This is a genomic window from Paenibacillus sp. LRG-1 (assembly GCF_057220305.1).
Window position 1 is genome coordinate 1940183 of record NZ_CM170126.1, and the last position, 13785, is coordinate 1953967.

Here is a 13785-nt window from a genome sequence, read left to right on the forward strand (position 1 = left end):
AAGGAGATAACCCTAATGAGCAGCATCCTTGACAATGCATCCCAACGTAAAGTGACCCCTTTTAGACATGATATGGTCGGAAGCTTTTTGCGCCCGCAAGCGATTAAAGACGCCAGAATTCAATTTCAAAATAATGAAATCTCTGCGGACGAGCTGAGAAAGATTGAAGATAACGAAATTATCAAGCTAGTGGAAAAGCAAAAATCCGTAGGACTTCAAGCCGTGACAGACGGTGAATTCAGACGCTCCTGGTGGCATCTTGATTTTATGTGGGGTCTGGACGGCGTGGAAAAGGTACAGCTTTCGAACGGCTACCAATTCCAAGGTGTGGAAACAAGAGCGGAAACCGCACGCTTGTCCGGTAAAATCGGACATTCCCGTCATCCTTTCATTGAAGATTTCAAATTCCTGAAGCAAGTAGCAGGTGAGGATGCCATCGCGCGCCAAACGATTCCGGCACCTGCGCAATTCCTGGCCGAGCTGTTGCGCGGAGAGAATAAAGAAACAACCGATACGTATTACAGCAATCTGGATGAGCTGGTGACGGATATCGCCAAAGCTTACAAATCCGTGATTCAAGCGTTGTACAATGAGGGCTGCCGCAGCTTACAACTGGATGATTGCACATGGGGTATGCTCTGTGATAAAAACTATTGGGAAGCTAGACAGCATGCGGGTGAGAATGTGGAAGATACCAAAAAGCTGTTCGCTCGCGTGAATCAGGAAACGGTGAATGATCTCCCAGCCGATTTGGTCGTTACGACCCACGTATGCCGTGGTAACTACCATTCCACCTGGGCATCCTCTGGCGGCTATGAGCCTGTAGCCGAAACTCTGTTCGGCATCGACAACATCGACGGCTACTATCTCGAATTCGATACCGACCGTGCAGGTGATTTCACACCGCTTAAGCATCTGAAAGATCAAAAGCAGGTCGTACTAGGCCTCGTTTCCTCCAAAACGGGTGAACTGGAAGACAAGCAGACGGTCATTAACCGTATTAAGGAAGCGACTCAATTCGTCGACATCAACCACATCTGCCTCAGCCCACAATGCGGCTTTGCTTCGACAGAAGAGGGCAATATTCTGACAGAAGAGCAGCAGTGGAAAAAGCTTGCTTTCATTAAAGAGATTGCGGACGAGATTTGGAAGTAAGGGTTATAGGGTAATTAAAAGGTTCTATTAGTTAAAGATATTTTATTAAAAAACACGTCATATATTGACGTGTTTTTTAATATTTACAAGATTAGGTGGGAGTATTCTTTTGATTGAATTCCATAACATAAACAATATGGTCATATGGTTTCGCTAAACAGATGGCGGGAAAATCTAAAAAAGTATAATTTCTGAATATCCTAAAAAAGGCTAAGACTCTTTTATGTTTGCCCGGTCAAACGAGGGAAGTTGTTACTGGCAACGTAGGGGATAGAACAATTTATTATTACGCTGAGAGCGTATCAAGAAATCTTGTGTGGTCAGGTAGTTTCCCGATACATGTTCCTAATTATAATTTCAGTGGATGTTGGATCTGGAATATTAATGGGAATTTATGTAATAATTGCAGAAGAGTTGGTTTTAAAACACTTAACATCCAACGCGGTTTCGTGATTTTTACAGTCAACCTTATTACAAATAGTGCTCAAAGAAAAACGAAGCTAAAAAATGTTCGTATGGTATTGCCCACAAAAAGGGTAAAAAGAAAATCTAAATTGAATGACCGCAAGAAACTACCTAGAAGCCAATAATTTCATAGTCGCGGGGAATCCTTTGTAATTTCGTATTCGATTCAGTTCGCGCTTTTATATAAGAAACTTGAAATTAAGTTAATAGTGGATATATATATGTTATTTTAATTTTCGATAGGGTATTGAACTTACGTAAAACAATAGTGCAATAGGAACTGCCTTATTAACTAAAGGTGGCTCCTTTATTTTTGCAAAAAAATCTTTTTTAATTTGTAATTTCCCTTATCACATTCCTCGCCAAACGTACTTTCTCTGGACTCGACTTTTTGAGCATCGTAATAATTTCTATAATATCTTCATCAGACTCCACAATTTTGGGGTCCTCGCTTACATATGAAAACAACTGAACTAAGTTTACGTCTAGTGCTTTTGCAATTTTAGCTACATTTATCAAAGAAACATTCTTTTCTCCACGTTCGATCTGTCCAATGTATGTAAAATGAAATCCACCTTTTTCCCCAAGAGCTTCTTGTGAGAGGCCTTTTTCTTTGCGTAACACTCTTATTCTAGCCCCAACTAGCTTTAGTACTTCTTTGTCCTGCATTTATCTACACCCCTTTATACTAAAAAGTGTAGTCAAGATTTTCTTGGGTAAACATGAGATTAAGAATCGTATATTCAGCATGTATTATATCTATAAGTATTATTTTAGAGTATAATAAGACTAATATTGAAATTCTCTGGAGGAATAGATATGAAAGAAGCTCCTTCTACCTTTATTCCAAGTTCCACTCAACCGTCCAGACCCTCACAACACCTACATAGTTCAATAACGGATTTTCACACTCTATCCCAATACCACATGAAACTAGCCCAAATCCTGTACAAGCACAATCAAGTCCAATGCTGCATTATCCTATGTGACTGGGCGTTAACCTCCATGTTAAAAGCTATATATATGAAAGAAAACAACAGCCTTTTCCCTCCCGGATTCCTGTCTATGACTGACCTGCTGCACTTATTACATACCGAAACCAACCCGGGATTGGATGTTGTCGTATTTATAGGCACCACTCAATTTCTTTCATCTCAGCTAGAAAGCTCTCTCCTTCAAAAGATGAAGCACAAGGATGTGAGCAGGTTACTGCGAAGAACGGACGACATTCTCTGCCAGTTGTCATCCCGAGTGATTAGCGATCCATCCGAGACGTATCAGTCCATTTTCTGAATAGCCCTTCCTTGGCAAATAAACTTGCCGATTCGCCCTGTCGTTATCCGCTTTTCTTCATACGATAAGAGTAAGCTTTAACGCAAGGAGGGATTCAGACATGGGTGAAGTAGGTTACGGTGGAGCATGGACATCCACAGGAGCGATTTTGGTATTGTTCATTTTGTTGGTGATTATTACTAAGTCGTTTCTGATCTAACAGCAGGTTAGCATCGCTTAAATCCACAAATCGGCCTTCTTTCACGACATCGTGAGGGAGGGCTTTTTTATGCAGAATGGGTGTTAGTCCAACATGTTGTCTGGTTCTGCAAGCATTGTTATACTTTACATACAGGGAGATTTTCCCTCAAGTATATAGCAATACGGATAGCGTAAGACGTGGAAAAACGGAAATTCGCTGACCAAAATCAGGAGGATCGGATGATGAATATGGCAAGCAGTCCATTACAATTTACGACAGACACGGCGACTCTCTGCCTATTTGATACGCAAGCACTTAAGCATCGTTTGGACGATGATCCGGATTGGTGGTCCATCGAAGAGGACGAGCTGGGCGAGTTGAATGCGGGAAATGTAGCTTTTTTGAATCTGGGAGCCGACGGGACCTATGAGGTTGTGATGACAGATCATATTGACAAGCCTGCTGTACGACTGTTTTTGAAGGTTCCCTCAGGTAACCTATTTATTGGAGCAGGGGAGGAAGCCACAAGTGGTGGACTGGAGCCTGAATGTGTATGGGGAGGGACGTTCCTTTCTGTGCAACCGGGACTTTATGAATGCTTGGCGAGCAGAGAAGACAATCGTATTTATCTTTCTTTAAAAAAAGGAAGCGAAGGCACCAATAGCTTTACGGGTCTGATTCGATTGTAGGTTGCAGGATCAACCCGTAATGGCCCATACAAGCCACCTGAACAGGTGGAAGCAGGAACAACCGGAACCGGGGGAAAATGGAAAAAGGGCTATCCCCACGGCTTACACATCCGTGAAGGCAGCCCTTTATCCGTCTATTGATACTTTACAATAATGGCATTGCTGATTTGGCGGCCGGGTGTGGTGAGGTAGGAGCCGTTGTAATACAGCCCGCTGGAAGCACCGCCGTCCAGATTCATGGCCTGATAAGCTCCGGCCTGTTTCATCATTTGGGCGAGCTGCGGTATAGTCGCTCCGCTTGTGGTCAGGAGGATCAGCTTATGATCCCGACTCATTCCTATTGCGCTGCGGGCGCCGCCGCCTGTTAATATTTTTGGGTCCTTGAAGCCTTCGGCTTTGACATTTAGGGAAACCTGTCCATTTGTGACCAGACGAGGCCCAGCTTGCAGGGCACCTTCGACGTTACCTTGGCTTAACCGTTGTTCAAAGGCAGAACCTGACACCAGTTCAGCTAAATGGTTCGCATCGTAGGTGAAGACCGTCCGTTGGTCGCCGGAGCTTTTTTTCAACATCTTTCCGTGACTGACCAGGTAGCCGTAAGGCGTTTTGTAGGAGCTTTTGGTATAGGCGTCAAAGAATGTACCATTTATGGCTACAACCGCTTGATTACGTTTGGCGAGACTGCTTAAGTCTTCCACTTTGCCGATAGTATTGCCTGCCAGAGCCACATCCAGGCTTACCTTGGGATGGAGCATAGAGATGGTGACCACCTTAGCGGAAAAGGTACGAGATCCGACCTTGAAGCTTTTATGAGCCGTCGTAATGGGTGTAGTATTTCCGGGTAGCTTACCGGTAAGTACCGGAAGCGTGACGGACGTTGTACCCTGCTTAATGCGTACAGCTGAGGTTTCCTTTTGCCATGAGACTTGCAGGTTTAGATATTGGCTGATGAACTGCAAGGGTACATAGGTCGAACCATTATCGGTAAAAGGAGCATTTTGCAAACGGACCGTTTGATCGTTCACTTTGGCAGTAGATTTTCCGGCAAATAGGGTAATCCGAGTATTGCCTTGCGCAATTTCTATTTTTTTGTCCGCTGCCGTCATGTTGAGTGTGATCCCTTCATAGCTGTTCAGGAGACGAAGCGGGATGAAGGAGTGGTTACTCTGGTCCACATAGACCAGCATAGGTGCTGGGGCAGCAGCGTAGATCGGGGATACAAGTAATAGCAAGGACAGGATAACAAGTGCGGTGATTCTTTTCATGAATAGATCAATCTCCTTATGTAGTCTTGACACTTTACGAGGTGCTTGTAATTATATCGGGTTTTATAAGTTGTAAATGTATGTTATGCGAATTTTGAGTGTTTAGCTGATATAGGAAGCGGGAGGTTGGAGATGAGCAGGTATGAGACAAGACTTGAGGATTACCGTCGCAGAGAGCGCCCGTCTTATCGTGTATTTGAAGGATTACAGGAATTGGTGCGTAGCGTGGGGCAACTGCATAATAACTGGTTATATGTGAATGTGGATCAATGGGATCAGGACCCTGTTTACACACCGATTTATTATTGGGATGAGCATTGGCTAGAGGAATGTGCAGAGGAGGGTACAGCCGTAACCAACGAACAGGACGAGTATATTCCCAAGTGGGTGCCGGATCGTCAGGTTCAAACCTGGTTTGAGTTGGCGACCTTCGAAAGTATTGTAGAAGTCCTTAAGGCTGCTGGACAGCCAGTGACGCTTCAGATGGTGATTATGGCGGTAAAATACTATGACAAACGAGATGCCTATCTGGACTATGAAGAGGTGAAGGCAGTGACAGACCTGTGGTCTGTGCTGACAAAGGTGAGAAACCACCTTACATAATGAACAAAGCCTGTAGAACAAACAGGGCATACATACACTGGATGGGGGAAGCAAATGAGTTGGTTGAATCATGAAATGGCAGCAAAGTGGCGACAGGAAGGAAAAAGGTATGCCGCAGATGTGAATGAATTTATCAGAGTCGGCATGGAAAGTGAATGGCAGCAGGAGCAATCAGAGCCAAAGCAGGACGAACGCCCCAAGATGGCTAAAGATATTTTTCGTATGATTCAGGAGGCAAATCAGGCTGGTGAAATGGAGCAGTTACGTCGAGAAATTCCAGCCGCATCTTGGCCGCTTACACCAGCGTTCGAGGAGGCTTTGCAAGCCGTTAGGCCGATAGCTTTTGTGAATGGAGGCAATGAAATCATTGTACATGCGGGCAATCCTCGGGAACGTGGGACGATCTATGTGACGGGAAAAGATGGAATCTTGCAAATCCCCGGACTGCATCGAGTAGGCTGTTCGCCGGACGGGACTTATTTTGCGTTGGTGGATGGACAGGGGATTCGTATTGTTCGTCAACCGGACCGAAATCTGCAAGGAGAAGAGACAGCACATTTTCAGTGGAAGGATATACAAGGACGCTTAAAAGCATCCATTCCTGATCTGGAGTGCTTGGGAGATGAGGATCATCCTGAGGATATATTAGATGAAGTGATTCCGTTTGGCGATGGACAGCGACTTCTGCTGGTTTGTGGTTACGGCGTTTATTTGCTGGCTGGTGATCAGGTGGATTTGATCCATCCTAAGGCGTCTGAACGAAGAGAACTAGAGCTGGAAGATACGATTGTGGATATGGCACATGGAGCTGTGTCGAGGGATGGACGCTGGATCGCATACGGCAGCCAGATGAGTGAGCATATGCTTATGGATCTGTCCGATAAGACGGTGCATACATTGGAGCCAAGTTCTAGTTATCCGCATTATGCTCTATTTTCCAAAGATGATCTGGACGTCTGGTACAATGCCTGTCATTTCTACAACGGTGCCACCATTCAAGTGTCGATTGCTGAGGTGGAGCAGGGTCTTGCTCAGAATAAGGAAGAATGGTCGATAATGAATGAAGAAATGCGAGTATACGCTGCAACAGCGCTGACACAAGGATCTATTTTGGGTGATGCCTACGGTTATCTCCGTCTGATTGACAGGAGGGGTCGTGAACTTTGGCGCTATTTTGTCGGCAGTACGTTATCCGGGCTGGCAGTTACACCTGATGAAGGTATGTTGGCGGTTGGAACGTATGGAGGTATGCTTCATTTGATTGATTTGCAGAGCGGCACGAAGGACGAATATAGCATTGGCACCGCGCCAATTCACGAGACAGCGCGTTGGGTGATCTGGCGGAACTATGAGCCATTGCGCTGGTAATACTAATATTCCGCAAATGGTGATAAAAGCAAGTTCTGATAAGCTGAACTTAAAAAGTGTAGTAACACATGATTACAATGCTATTTTCAGATAGAGGCATTTGGCATTAACCCATGATGCAAAATGTGAATAGAGAGGAAAGAGGTGTGAGGACATGGACAAGAAAGCGGATATTCGTACATCCATGAAGGAACTATTTGCTCAGATGGATGAAGCCTTTTTTATGGATGTGGAAGAAAATGTACCGATTGAAATGCGTGATGGGAATGTCGACGAGGAGGGATGGATCAAATGGAAGCCTCTCCCTTCACAGATTACTGAACAAGAAGTTCGGGAGATGGAGGAAAAATACCATTTTGAGCTGCCGCCCCTGCTGAGGAGTTTTATCATGTCCTACCATTATGTATCTTTACAATTCGATAATGAATCCATTCCGGGAGTATACTGGAGCGATTGTACGTTTGTTGAGTTTCCACGTCTGCCTGTAGGTCAGGGCTTAAAGGCATTTTATGATTTGCTCGATCAATGGTCACCTCTGCTGTCAGCAGGCTACATTCCTTTTGCAATAGCAGAGGACGACCAGGGCCCCGTTTGTTTAAATGCAGGCAGCAGACATAAGGACGGCGATTATCCTATTGTTTGGTTCTTTCATGAGGACCTACAGCATTTGAATGAGGATGAGTTGCGGATCAGGAGTAATCTGCTTCCCCATGTACAGGGGTTGTTTCCATCTTCTGTCGAAATGTTTAACGTGATGTTTAAGCACATTAGACACTAGCGATTTCCTAAAATGTAATTTTACTGCTCAGCCAACCGAGATATTGACATAAAAAATGAGGAATGTTATAAAAAAGGTAGGCTAGCACTCGAATGATGGGAGTGCTAACAAAGTTGAATCGTTTGCATAGCTCATATCTGCTGGCCTTACATAGGTTCATATCTGAAAGGAGATATCCGAATGGAGAAAAAACAGTTTCAGGCTGAGTCCAAGCGTCTGCTAGAAATGATGATTAACTCGATTTACACGCAAAAGGAAATTTTCCTAAGAGAGCTGATCTCCAATGCAAGTGATGCGATTGACAAAATTTATTACAAAGCATTGACGGATGATCAACTGGTCTTTGACAAAGAAAATTATTATATCAAAGTAACGGCCGATAAGGATAATAGAACGCTAACCCTGCGTGATACCGGGATTGGTATGACCAAAGAAGAACTAGAAAATAACCTGGGTGTTATTGCTAAAAGCGGCTCACTGGCATTCAAAAATGAAAATGAATCCAAGGATGGTCATGACATCATCGGTCAATTCGGCGTCGGCTTCTATTCAGCTTTTATGGTAGCCGATGTGGTTACAGTGACTACCAAGGCTTTGGGAAGTGATACTGCTTATAAATGGGAATCCACAGGTGCAGACGGGTATACCATTGAAGCAGCTGAGAAGGACGAGGTTGGAACCGAGATTGTTCTGAAAATCAAGGCAAACACCGAAGATGAGTCCTACGACGAATATTTGGACGAGTATCGTTTAAAAGCACTGATTAAAAAATACTCCGACTTTATCCGCTATCCGATTAAAATGGATATTACAGGCAAGCGTCTGAAAGAGGGAAGCGACAACGAGTTCGAGGATTACGAAGAAGAACAGCGTATCAACAGCATGGTTCCTATCTGGAGAAAAAACAAAAGCGAGCTGACCGACGAGGATTATCAAAATTTCTATGCGGAAAAACGCTATGGCTACGACAAGCCGCTCCAGCATATCCACGTCAGCGCGGACGGCGCGGTAGTGTACCAAGCTATTCTGTTTATTCCTGAAAATATCCCGTTTGATTTCTACTCCAAGGAATATGAAAAAGGGCTGGAATTGTATGCCAACGGTGTGCTGATTATGGAAAAATCTCCTGACCTGCTGCCGGATTATTTTAGCTTTGTCAAAGGTATGGTTGACTCCGAAAGCCTGTCACTCAACATTTCCAGAGAAATGCTGCAGCATGACCGTCAGCTGAAGCTGATTGCCAAAAATATCGAAAGCAAAATTAAAGGCCAATTGCTGACCTTGCTCAAAAATGACCGGGAGAAGTATGATCAATTCTACAAATCATTTGGCAGACAATTGAAATTTGGTGTTTACAACGATTACGGCAGACATAAAGAAACTCTCCAGGATCTGCTTATGTTCTACTCTTCTACAGAGAAAAAGCAGGTTACCTTGGACGAATACGTATCACGTATGCCAGAGGATCAGAAGTATATTTATTATGCTTCCGGCGAGTCCAACGAGCGTATTGAAAAACTGCCGCAAACCGAAATGGTGGCCGATAAAGGCTACGAAATTCTGTACTTCACCGATGATATTGATGAGTTTTCTATTAAAATGCTCTTAAGCTACAAAGAGAAAGAATTCAAATCTGTATCGAGCGGCGATCTGGGCATTGAGCCTGACGAAAACGAGAAAGAAACAGAAGCAGAACAAAACGACAACAAAGAGCTGTTCGAGTACATGAAGGGCTTGCTGGAAGGCAAGGTATCCAGTGTTAAAGCCTCCAAGCGCTTGAAGACACATCCGGTATGTCTGTCCGCAGACGGCGAAGTGACGATTGAGATGGAGAAAATCTTGAACGCTATGCCTAATAACGCCGATGTCAAAGCGAATAAAGTGCTGGAAATCAACATAAACCATGCGGTGTTCAACTCTTTGAAAGAAGCTTTTGCCGAGGATAAGGAGAAAGTAAACCTCTATACGGCATTACTGTATAATCAGGCTTTGCTGATCGAAGGCTTGCCGCTGCAAGATCCGGTTGAATTCACGAATGATATTTGCAAAATCATGGTTTAACAAGCTTTATTACTATATAGAGCCGTTCCCGTACTGGGAGCGGCTTTATTTATCATAAACGTTTCTTAAATCTTCATAATAGATCATATAGCGCTTACAGAGGAAGGGATGGGCCCACACAATGCCGATCATACTCGATACAAAGGAGGGAGATTACATGAGTCTGGATCGAGCCAGCGAGGAACTCCAAAATTTAAACCGAAGTGAGCTTATAGAGTTGGTGGAAAAAATCATCAGAGGTGAGGGAACAGAAGAGGAAATCGACAGCATGCTGACCATAGTGATGCAAAATACGCCCCATCCGGGGATCAGTAATTTAATCTACTGGGATGATCGTGATTTGAGTGCGGCAGAGATCGTAGATGAGGCATTACGCTATCAGCCCATAATTTTACCCCCACATGAATCTTCTTCATAGGATGCGGAGGGGTGGTCTTTTGTTTAGAAATAAGATAATATTAACTCTTTAGGGCTATGAGCATTATATTCAAAAAAACTTCCGTTAAATGCGTGCTGACTTCCCTGGTATGTATGGGGTAATGTTTGTTTTCTGCTCACTTTACGAAGTTTTTATGCCTAATTTTGGGATTTGTAAAGTTTTTGTGACATGCTCCTGTGAATTTTGATACAGCAAATTGTCGTTTTTCTTGATTATTTGGTGGGATGTCTTTATAATCATTTTGTTTGCAAGAATGATTAGCGATTAGCGTATGGAATAAGGAGGTTATTTATTTTGGGAAAAGCATTGATTATTGGCGCCGGTGGCGTGGCCAGCGTTGTGGTGCATAAATGTTGCCAAAACCCAGATGTATTTGAAGAAATTTGTATCGCAAGCAGAACTGTTGAGAAATGCGATGCGCTTAAAGAGAAGCTGGGTGGAGGTCGTACGAAGATACAAACGGCTCAGCTTGATGCTGACAACACCGACATGGTCATTGACTTGATTCGAAGCTTTCAACCGGATGTAGTTATCAATGTGGCTCTCCCTTATCAGGATTTGACGATAATGGATGCTTGCCTTGAGACAGGTGTTCATTACGTTGATACGGCGAACTATGAACCGCCGGATACGCCGAAGTTTGAATACAGCTGGCAATGGGCCTACAAAGAAAGATTCGAAAAAGCAGGAATTACAGCTCTGCTGGGCAGCGGTTTTGATCCAGGCGTGACTGGAGTATTTACGGCTTATGCTCAAAAGCACTACTTTGATGAAATTCATACGATTGATATTGTGGATGCGAATGCAGGGGACCACGGATATCCTTTCGCAACTAATTTTAATCCGGAAATCAATATTCGTGAAATTACGGCGAAGGGCCGTTACTTTGAAAACGGAGAATGGATTGAAACTGAGCCACTTTCTGAGAAAAAGGTGTACGACCTTCCTGAAATTGGACCGAAAAATATATATCTTTTGTACCATGAAGAACTGGAATCTCTTGCAGTGAATATTAAAGGCGTGAAAAAAATCCGCTTCTGGATGACGTTCTCGGACAATTATCTGAATCATCTGAATGTACTTCAAAACGTAGGCATGACTTCTATCGAGCCTATTGATTACGAAGGACAACAAATCATTCCACTGCAATTCCTAAAAGCTATTTTGCCAGACCCAGCTTCTCTGGGACCAAGAACAAAAGGCAAAACGAACATTGGTTGCATCATCCAAGGCGTGAAAGATGGAAAACCAAAAACGTATTATGTTTACAATGTTTGTGATCATGAGGAATGTTATGCAGAGGTTGGCTCCCAAGCCATTTCTTACACAACTGGTGTTCCTGCCATGATCGGCGCAATGCTTATCATCAAAGGTATCTGGAAAAAACCAGGCGTTTACAACGTTGAGGAATTTGATCCAGATCCATTTATGGAAGCACTAAATAAACACGGATTGCCATGGCAAGAGAACTTTACGCCAACGTTGCTTGATTGAGGTCTGCGATGAATATTGATATTACAGGACTTCCATCACCTTGTTATCTTGTTGACGAAAGACTTCTTGTCAAAAACCTTGAGGTTTTAAATTCCGTCCAAGAGCGGACAGGCTGCAGCATTTTGCTCGCTCTTAAGGGATTTTCGATGTTTTCGACCTTTCCTCTGGTTGGCAAATACTTAAAAGGCGTAACCTCCAGTTCGTTGTTCGAGGCACGACTTGGTCGCGAAAAAATGGACAAGGAGGTTCACGTATACGCACCTGCTTATGTTGACAGTGAATTTGATGAGCTATTGAAGTATGTTGACCATATTGTTTTCAACTCCTTTGATCAACTGAAACGCTACAAAAGCAGAGTGCAAGGCATAACTTCCAAAAAAATCGACATCGGCATTCGGGTTAATCCGGAATATTCGGAAATCGAAACGCCGCTGTATGATCCTTGCTACAACAACTCCAGAATGGGTGTGACCCTGGCTAACTTTAGACCTGAGGATCTGGATGGCGTGGATGGTATTCATTTTCATACGATGTGTGAACAGAATTCAGATACGCTGGAGCGCACCATTAAAGTCGTGGATGAGAAATTCGGGCCATACATTAAGAATATGAAATGGCTCAATTTCGGCGGCGGTCACCATATTACCAGAGAAGACTATGATCTGGACACGCTGGTACGCTGTATTCAATATTTTCAGGATAAATATGGTGTGCAGGTTTATCTGGAGCCAGGCGAAGCTATTGCTTTGAATACTGGATATCTGGTGGCTACCGTATTGGATACGATGAAAAACGGAATGGATATTGCCATTCTGGATACTTCGGCTGAATGTCATATGCCTGATGTGCTGGCTATGCCATATCGTCCGAATATCATTGATGCAGGCAAGCCTGGTGAGTATGCTTACACCTACAGACTTGGTGGACTTACGTGCTTGGCTGGAGATGTGATTGGAGACTATTCCTTTAAAGAGCCATTGAAGCCGGGAGACAAGCTTGTATTCTGCGACATGGCCCATTACACGATGGTCAAAAACCACATGTTCAACGGAGTCAACCTGCCAGCCATCGCCAGCTACAACGACGAAGAAGGCATTAAGGTAATCCGTCAGTTCTCCTACGAGGACTTTAGCTCGCGTTTGTCGTAAGGAATAAATAATGTGAAGTGACTTAACACAAGAAGCCGCGTCCCTGAAATAGGGGCACGGCTTTTGTAGTTAGTATTTATTGATTTTCTAAACTACTAAGTAAATACATAATTTTAGTTAGGTTCAGTAGAGACTTTATAAAAGAACGTCCTACCTGTATAAGGTTCAAGTCCTGGTGCTTCGACGACTAGGTAGTATTCCTTACCTTTTTCAAATTCTACATCTAAAAAATATTGATCGTCTCTTGAACGACTCAATTTATGATGATTACTATTATAAACAGTCATTTGCAACCAGGAATCAGAGTATCTGTCTCCCTGAATTGCAAAATGAACTTTTTGCGATTCATAAGCCTTAAATTTATATACATCATAGGCTTCCCAGACTCCAGGAACCCCTTCTTTACCAAGGGTCCCAATGATAGAATCACCTACAAAAAAAGGGTTCGCTTGTTCGAAGGTGCCATTTGGTTCCTGTTCATTTCCAGTAAGGGTTGGAACAGCAATTAGTTGCTTGTTTGCTGTAGGGTTTGTTTCTTCGGCTGCAGCGATACCAGCAGTAGTACTCAGCATAAGTGTCAGGCCTAATGAAGCTAACAATGTCTTTTTCATAGTAAAGTTCCTTTCTTTTTTAGGGTTTTTAAGGGGGTTAAAATCATGGAGATAAATGAGTAAAATATAAATACTAAATTGGGAATTATTTAAAAATGGACTTGATGTGTGAGATGAAATAATAGGTAGAGGTGAATATATCTGTGAGGCATTTAAGGATTCGACAAGTTTTCCTACTCGGGCTTTAGCTCGTGTTTAGTGTAAAATAGACAGAATTAATGGACTGGAGTGGCAC

At 43.4% G+C, this 13785-nt stretch carries 13 protein-coding genes; 10 read left to right on the plus strand and 3 right to left on the minus strand.

Features of this window, described 5'->3' with window-relative positions; genetic code table 11:
- Positions 1-15: 15 nt before the first annotated feature.
- A complete protein-coding gene (locus ACUUJN_RS08670; RefSeq protein ID WP_023987955.1) occupies positions 16-1155 on the plus strand; it encodes a 5-methyltetrahydropteroyltriglutamate--homocysteine S-methyltransferase in 1140 nt (379 codons plus the stop codon).
- Between the two features lie 795 nt (positions 1156-1950).
- On the opposite strand, the gene ACUUJN_RS08675 is transcribed toward ACUUJN_RS08670, so the two are convergent.
- Positions 1951-2289: a helix-turn-helix domain-containing protein gene (locus ACUUJN_RS08675; RefSeq protein ID WP_023987960.1), complete on the minus strand. Its 339-nt coding sequence runs from the start codon at positions 2287-2289 to the stop codon at positions 1951-1953.
- Between the two features lie 724 nt (positions 2290-3013).
- Here ACUUJN_RS08675 and ACUUJN_RS08680 point away from each other — a divergent pair.
- Both ACUUJN_RS08680 and ACUUJN_RS08685 read left to right on the plus strand, forming a co-directional pair.
- Positions 3014-3112, plus strand: a complete 99-nt coding sequence (locus ACUUJN_RS08680; RefSeq protein WP_014599622.1) for a hypothetical protein — start codon at positions 3014-3016, stop codon at positions 3110-3112.
- Between the two features lie 221 nt (positions 3113-3333).
- The gene (locus ACUUJN_RS08685) at positions 3334-3783 is read left to right on the plus strand and encodes a DUF6386 family protein (RefSeq protein WP_484669510.1); all 450 of its coding nucleotides are present in this window, start codon (positions 3334-3336) and stop codon (positions 3781-3783) included.
- Between the two features lie 134 nt (positions 3784-3917).
- On the opposite strand, the gene ACUUJN_RS08690 is transcribed toward ACUUJN_RS08685, so the two are convergent.
- Positions 3918-5048 carry a phosphodiester glycosidase family protein gene (locus ACUUJN_RS08690; protein ID WP_279831288.1) on the minus strand — a complete coding sequence of 377 codons (1131 nt, stop codon included), beginning with the start codon at positions 5046-5048 and terminating at the stop codon, positions 3918-3920.
- A gap of 132 nt (positions 5049-5180) precedes the next feature.
- Here ACUUJN_RS08690 and ACUUJN_RS08695 point away from each other — a divergent pair, with 132 nt between their 5' ends.
- The 7 genes from ACUUJN_RS08695 (at position 5181) to nspC (ending at position 12939) form a co-directional block, all read left to right on the plus strand.
- Complete coding sequence (locus tag ACUUJN_RS08695) at positions 5181-5651, plus strand: DUF7716 domain-containing protein (protein WP_053325130.1); 471 nt, start codon at positions 5181-5183, stop codon at positions 5649-5651.
- Between the two features lie 54 nt (positions 5652-5705).
- Positions 5706-7019: a hypothetical protein gene (locus tag ACUUJN_RS08700; protein ID WP_484669511.1), complete on the plus strand. Its 1314-nt coding sequence runs from the start codon at positions 5706-5708 to the stop codon at positions 7017-7019.
- A 154-nt stretch (positions 7020-7173) separates the two neighbouring features.
- Positions 7174-7797 carry an SMI1/KNR4 family protein gene (locus ACUUJN_RS08705; protein ID WP_053325132.1) on the plus strand — a complete coding sequence of 208 codons (624 nt, stop codon included), beginning with the start codon at positions 7174-7176 and terminating at the stop codon, positions 7795-7797.
- Between the two features lie 180 nt (positions 7798-7977).
- Positions 7978-9858 carry a molecular chaperone HtpG gene (gene htpG / locus ACUUJN_RS08710; protein WP_053325133.1) on the plus strand — a complete coding sequence of 627 codons (1881 nt, stop codon included), beginning with the start codon at positions 7978-7980 and terminating at the stop codon, positions 9856-9858.
- 157 nt (positions 9859-10015) lie between these two features.
- Entirely contained in the window at positions 10016-10276 is a 261-nt protein-coding gene (locus ACUUJN_RS08715; RefSeq protein ID WP_068940231.1) for a bacteriocin immunity protein, read from the plus strand.
- 315 nt (positions 10277-10591) lie between these two features.
- Complete coding sequence (locus ACUUJN_RS08720) at positions 10592-11791, plus strand: saccharopine dehydrogenase family protein (RefSeq protein WP_013309649.1); 1200 nt, start codon at positions 10592-10594, stop codon at positions 11789-11791.
- Between the two features lie 8 nt (positions 11792-11799).
- Positions 11800-12939, plus strand: a complete 1140-nt coding sequence (gene nspC, locus ACUUJN_RS08725; protein WP_484669512.1) for a carboxynorspermidine decarboxylase — start codon at positions 11800-11802, stop codon at positions 12937-12939.
- Between the two features lie 113 nt (positions 12940-13052).
- On the opposite strand, the gene ACUUJN_RS08730 is transcribed toward nspC, so the two are convergent.
- Positions 13053-13550, minus strand: a complete 498-nt coding sequence (locus ACUUJN_RS08730; protein ID WP_279831275.1) for a hypothetical protein — start codon at positions 13548-13550, stop codon at positions 13053-13055.
- Positions 13551-13785: the final 235 nt, after the last annotated feature.